This is a genomic window from Polaribacter vadi (genome assembly GCF_018861005.1).
GTDB lineage: Bacteria > Bacteroidota > Bacteroidia > Flavobacteriales > Flavobacteriaceae > Polaribacter > Polaribacter vadi_A.
In genome coordinates this window covers 1-6090 of record NZ_JAHKQL010000019.1, presented here as the reverse complement: position 1 = coordinate 6090, position 6090 = coordinate 1, and the positions used below count along the sequence as shown (strand labels likewise).

At 25.7% G+C, this 6090-nt stretch carries 5 protein-coding genes; 2 read left to right on the top strand and 3 right to left on the bottom strand.

All coding sequences use genetic code 11. The annotated features are described in order from the left end of the window. Positions 1–57 precede the first annotated feature (57 nt). The 3 genes from KO506_RS10490 to KO506_RS10480 are packed head-to-tail and all read right to left on the bottom strand — an operon-like array spanning position 58 to position 2117. Complete coding sequence (locus KO506_RS10490) at positions 58–495, bottom strand: hypothetical protein (protein ID WP_215994864.1); 438 nt, start codon at positions 493–495, stop codon at positions 58–60. A 21-nt stretch (positions 496–516) separates the two neighbouring features. After that, complete coding sequence (locus KO506_RS10485; protein ID WP_252726840.1) at positions 517–1710, bottom strand: ABC transporter permease; 1194 nt, start codon at positions 1708–1710, stop codon at positions 517–519. Then, positions 1707–2117: an ATP-binding cassette domain-containing protein gene (locus KO506_RS10480; RefSeq protein ID WP_215994863.1), complete on the bottom strand. Its 411-nt coding sequence runs from the start codon at positions 2115–2117 to the stop codon at positions 1707–1709. The genes KO506_RS10485 and KO506_RS10480 overlap by 4 nt, the downstream gene beginning before the upstream one ends. Here KO506_RS10480 and KO506_RS10475 point away from each other — a divergent pair. Both KO506_RS10475 and KO506_RS10470 read left to right on the top strand, forming a co-directional pair. After that, on the top strand, positions 2101–3573 hold the full coding sequence (locus KO506_RS10475) for an MBOAT family O-acyltransferase (protein WP_215994862.1): 1473 nt from the start codon (positions 2101–2103) through the stop codon (positions 3571–3573). The genes KO506_RS10480 and KO506_RS10475 overlap by 17 nt on opposite strands. 46 nt (positions 3574–3619) lie before the next feature. Next, positions 3620–5509: a phage head spike fiber domain-containing protein gene (locus tag KO506_RS10470; protein WP_215994861.1), complete on the top strand. Its 1890-nt coding sequence runs from the start codon at positions 3620–3622 to the stop codon at positions 5507–5509. Positions 5510–6090: the final 581 nt, after the last annotated feature.

Here is a 6090-nt window from a genome sequence, read left to right as displayed (position 1 = left end):
TGCTCAGAATTTTAACGCATTTTAAAGAATACTTTAACATAATAAGAAGAGTATGTGTTATTTTATTAAAACCCCTGTACAATCTGTAAGTATATAATTGAAATGATTAACATCGTCTCTGTTTAATTTTAATGTGCCTGTGATGGTTACAAGATCATCGGTTTTAAAGTTTTTAGGATTAGTATAGTGAATTTCTACAGCAGTTTCTGGGCCAGATTGACCACAAAAATAGCAAGAAGCCATTGGCCCTTTAGAAAGTATGAATGTATTATCTTCTTGAATTATGTCTAAAAAATATCCTTTTATAGTTACTTGTTTTCCTTCTAATGCTTTTACTGCTCCTAGAAATGTTGGGTACATGAAGTAATCATCAAATTCAGCAAAGTATTTGTCTGTAAAAGTAACATTCGATAATAGTTTCCAAGAAATTTCTTGTTGACTATAACTTATAAATGCAGAGCACAAAAAAAGGAAAAGGATGCTTTTATTTCTCATTGCTTAAAATTGTTGAAATATTCATTTTAAGAGAGGGATTAACGTTAACACAACAGCAATTAATACCATTATTAGCATTAATACTGCTATTTTTACTATTTCTTGTAAAGGTAAATCTTGTAAGATATTTTGTTGCACACTAATGGATTGAATATTCATAAACACTTTTATCCCTAATTTAATTATTATAAAGCGAATGACAAAAGCCGAGCATACAATAGTTAGTGCTTCATAAACTATCATTTTTATCAGCTGAAATCTAGTAGCTCCATAAGTTCTTAAGATTGCCAAGTCAAAAGCACGCTCTTTCATCATTTTATATAAACTCATAAAAATACTTAACGATGCTATAATTAGAATTAAATAGCCAATAATTGTAATTGTTTTGAAGCCTACACTAGTATAATTGTATAATTTATGGAGTTCATATTTGGGCAATACAGCTTGTAAATTGGTACTCTCGTTTATCTTTCTAGGAAAATTTAATAAGGCACGTTTACTTTTTAGACTAACTAATAAAGATGTTACTTCTTTATCATTATCTGTAGAATGCTGATGTGATGTTTCTTCATCTTCATGTTCATCATGCTCATGATCATAATGATGATGTACTTCCCAAATACTTTCTAAAGTTGTAATTATTAAACGATCGATTACTTTTTGAGTCGATTTTAGAATTCCTACTACTATAAATTCCTCTGCATGTACTTCAATATCGTTATCTATTAAACCATGAGCACTTAAAAAAGTATCACCAATTTTTAAATTAAGTTGTTGAGCTGCAGTAGCACCTAAAACTACTTCCATTGATTTTTTTACGAATTGTCCCTGTTCTAATTGTGCCTTGTATAATTCAGGATATTGATTGGTACTGCCTACAATTCTGAATCCTTTGTAATTATCGCCATAAGAAATTGGAATTGCCCATTTTACTAAAGGATTCTTACTAATTTTTTGTGCTTCTTGATAAGGAATATTACCAGTAGGACTGTCTAAATGCAAGACAGAAGCCAATACCAATTGCAGTGGACTGCCTTTTGCACCTATAACCAAATCGATGTTTTCTAGGTTGTTTTCTATTTGATTTTCAAAAGAAAGGGCTATTTGTTTGATGCCCAATAATAGTGTAATACTTAAAGATAATGTAATAACACTTAAAACACTATATAGTGGTTTTGCTTTAATATTTTTAAGAGTGATGCTAAAAATATTCATAAGCTAATGGTATTTTGGAAGTAGCTTTTTACTCTAGCATCGTGAGTAATTACAATTAAATGTGCTTTGGTTCGTTGTGCTTGTTTTAGTAATAATTCTATAACTTTTTTACAGTTTAAATCATCTAAACTAGATGTAGGTTCATCTGCTAAAATTACTTTGGGATGGTGAATGGCAGCCAACGCAATTCCCAGACGTTGTAACTGCCCTTCACTCAACACATGAATCTTCTTATTTTTATATGCTGATAAATCGAGTTGTTCTAAAAAACTCTCTATAAATGCATTTGATGTCTTTTTTTTTTTTGCTAAAAAAGATTCCAGTTTTTTAATAAAAGACTTACTTTTGATTATGTTTTTTTTAAAAAAAAACTTAGAATATTTTATATATATGTTTTTTAACTCCATAGATTTTGCTGTTTTTTTTCCTATTGTATTTGTACTTTATTGGTTCTTTTCTAAGAACCTTACTAAACGAAATTTATTAATTCTAGGAGCTAGCTATCTCTTTTATGGATGGTGGGATTGGCGATTTTTAGTGTTAATTTTAATAAGTTCACTTGTTGATTTTATCATTGGAATAAAGCTATACGAATCTACAAGTAAAAAGCAAAAGAATATTTATTTAATTATTAGCCTTTTTGTTAACCTAGGTCTTTTAGTTTATTTTAAGTATACCAATTTTTTCATTGAAACATTTGTAGAGTCATTTATCTTCTTCGGAAAAAAAATAGACAATATATCTTTAAATATAATTCTTCCAGTAGGTATTAGCTTTTATACTTTTCAAACATTAAGTTATAGTATTGATATTTACAGAAATCAATTAAAACCAACAAAAAATTGGCTAGCTTTCTTTTCTTTTGTTTCTTTTTTCCCTCAATTAGTAGCTGGACCTATTGAAAGAGCATCACACTTATTACCTCAGTTTTATAAAACATATAAATTTAATTATAAATTAGTTAAATCTGGGTTATTACTTATAGTGTTTGGCTTATTTAAGAAAATGGTTATTGCTGACAGAGCTGCTTTATATGTAAATGAAGTATATAATAATGTTGATGGTTATACAGGTGTTGAATACTTTTATGCTACAGTTTTTTTTGCAGTTCAAATTTATTGCGATTTTTCAGGGTATTCTGATATTGCAATTGGTGTAGCAAGAACAATGGGGTTTGATTTAATGAAAAATTTTGATTCTCCTTATTTTTCTAAATCTTTGACTGAATTTTGGAGACGATGGCATATTTCTCTTTCAACTTGGTTTAGAGATTATGTTTTTATCCCTTTAGGGGGAAGCAGAAAAGGAAAAATGAAAACATATTTTAATTTATTTATAGTATTTGTTATAAGTGGTTTATGGCACGGTGCAGCTATAACGTTTATTATATGGGGAGCAATTCATGGACTTATTTTAATTGTTGAAAAAGCTTCTTTGAAATTTAAAAATAAAATATTTAAAAGAATACATTTAGATAAAAATTCTCATTTTATAAAACTCTTTTTTAGTTTACTTACTTTTTTTATTGTTTGTTTGGCTTGGGTTTTTTTTAGAGCTAATTCATTAGCAGATGCTGTAATAATTATTGATGGTATTTTTAATCAATTTAATTTAGGAGATGTTTTTTTAAAAGAAACTTATTTAATTGGTTTTAAACCCAATGAATTTAGAGTTCTTATTGGTTCTATTACAATTTTAATAATGGTAGAACTTTTACATAAAAAATATAGTTTAGTAAAAAGGTTGAATGCTCATGGTATCGTTTTTAGATGGTTTATTTATTTTCTGATGGTTTTTGTTATAATTATTTTCGGAAAATATGGAGATGAAATTATTAAAGAATTTATTTACTTTCAATTTTAAGTTATAATTAAACATGAAAAAGCTTATTTTTAAATCATTTATTTTTTTGATTATTTTATCGGGAATCATTTATAATATAGATAATTATTTTGTAAAAGATCAGAGTGCATTTTTAAAGCATCATTTTTTTTATCAAGAAGAAAAAAACTCTTTAGATGTTTTAATATTTGGAGATTCTCATACATATTGTGGTATAAGCTCAGATATTATAAAAGCAAAAACAGGATTAAAAACATTTAATTATGGTTTATCAGGAATAAATTTTACAGAAGTATATTTTAATATTTTAGAAGCTTTAGAATATCAAACACCTAAATTAGTTATCATTGAATGTTATCCTATGATTGGTGTTGGACAAGAGAAAAAATACTCTGATGATAAAGGGATTATAAAAAGAAGATATTCTTTCTCCCTTGAGGGAAAAAAAATTGGTTTCACTAAATTTAAAGAAGCAAAATTATCGATACCTGATAATAATCTATTAAATACGTTTAATATTTTTAAATATCATGAAAATTGGACTGATTTAAAAGAAGTTTCAAAAGTATTAAACACTTATACTAAGAATTCAGATTATCCTCCTTTCAAAGATTCGGCAAAAGATGTTGTTTTTATGTCTGATGAAATTGCTAAAAATTTTGCAAATAAAGTTTTTGATGATGCTATTTACCTTTCGGATGATCACAAAGTAATAATCAATAAAATAATTAATTTATCTAAAGAGAAAAAATTTAAGTTATTATTTGTTACTGTCCCTTTTTATGAAAAATATTATAGTAAAACAAAAAATAAATTTAATAATGTTCAAAAAGAAATATCTAATGTTTTAAAGTCAGACCAGACTATTAAAACATTAGATATTAATACAAAAGTAAAATTTGACAAAAATAATTTTTTGGGAGGAAACATAACTACTTACAATTATAATAATCAACACCTAAATTATAAAGGAAATATTAAAGTATCAAATATAATTTCTAATTATATAAACAAAAATTATAGTTTTAATGAAAGTGAGGTTAACTCAATTGGTTTACATGATATATTTTATAATTATAAAAAAAAATCAAATAATTTTGAAGGTGAATTATTAGATATTAATAATAAATCTAAATTAAATTCAAAACAAACTGTTTTTCATGGACCTTTTTCGAAAATTATAAATGACAGCCTAATTAACTATAATAGTATAAAATTTAGAAACGAAATTGATAATCCTACTTGGTCAAACAGAGGTATTAAAATTTTAAAAAATCAATCAATTGCACCTAATGGCGAATTAACAGCAGATAAAATTATAGGTACTGGCAATAATGATGGGTATGTTTTACAAGGCTTTCCTAAAATAGAAGGAACCTTTGAATGGTCTATGTGGCTAAAAGGTAGTGGTACAACACAATTAAAAATTCAAGAAAACGGAAACGACTATACAAGTTATCATACTTATAAAATACAGCTTACCCCTAATTGGAAAAGATATTCTTTGATAGGGACTAAGGATAATGATAAAAAAGGCATTAGAGCCGTTTTAAGTGGGATTCAAACTACAGATACTCTATATGCTTGGGGAGCAAAGTTTGTTGAGGTAAAAGAAAATTTATCAGATCAAAAATCTATCAATACCATTAATGTAACAGAAAAAGAAGATAAGGTTTATCTAAATGGATGGATGCAAATAAAGAATGAAATTATTGCGGATAAATTTATTGCTCTCAAAAAAGATAATGAGTTCAGTTATGTTTCTCTTAAATATGATGTTAAAACAATAAAAATAGAAAAAAAACAAAATATTTTGCAAGATAGTAAACATATTTATAGATTTGAAATACCAAAAAAAATCCTAGAAAAAGGAAAATATGAAATTTTTCAAATTGCTAGAAGTAACAAAAATAAATTTTATATTAAAAGGCTTAATAATATAATTACGATAAAATAATTATTTTAAATTATCCTAAAAGAAACATTTAACCAAAGGAATCTATTACAGAATAGAATAAATTATAATATTCTATTTTTAAACATATCATTTATAATAGGTTCTAAACAATCTGTAGGACATAAAAGGAATAGGCTATTTTGCATAAAACTATGTAAATATGTTGAATACTTATTGAAAGTGTTCGGATAAATTTATTCTCATTATTAGGTATAATGTTAAACAGCTTAATAATATATTTATATTATTAAATTGATATTCAATAAATTATATAGATTCAGCAACTTTGAGGTTATTTCAATTGAATTGACTACAATTATATTTTTTACAGACTTTTCCTTTTAAATATTGTCTTAAATTATTGATTGAAACAACATTATTTTTATCTAAAAATAAGAACGATTTCTATTGTAAAAAATCTGTATTATGTTTTGATTGGTTACAGTATAAATGGATAGAAATGAGTGAAGTAAATTTCCTTGCATACGTTGGTAGTTTTGAATGAATTAATTGCATCTAATTTAAGGAGTTTTTAACAAATACACAGTGTAAACACGATTGTGCTCAGAATTTTAACGCAT

Bases quoted from the DNA above. Each gene is read 5' to 3' on its own strand.
- KO506_RS10490 (WP_215994864.1), bottom strand. From the start codon at position 495: ATGAGAAATAAAAGCATCCTTTTCCTTTTTTTGTGCTCTGCATTTATA.
- KO506_RS10485 (WP_252726840.1), bottom strand. From the start codon at position 1,710: ATGAATATTTTTAGCATCACTCTTAAAAATATTAAAGCAAAACCACTA.
- KO506_RS10475 (WP_215994862.1), top strand. From the start codon at position 2,101: ATGTTTTTTAACTCCATAGATTTTGCTGTTTTTTTTCCTATTGTATTT.
- KO506_RS10480 (WP_215994863.1), bottom strand. From the start codon at position 2,117: ATGGAGTTAAAAAACATATATATAAAATATTCTAAGTTTTTTTTTAAA.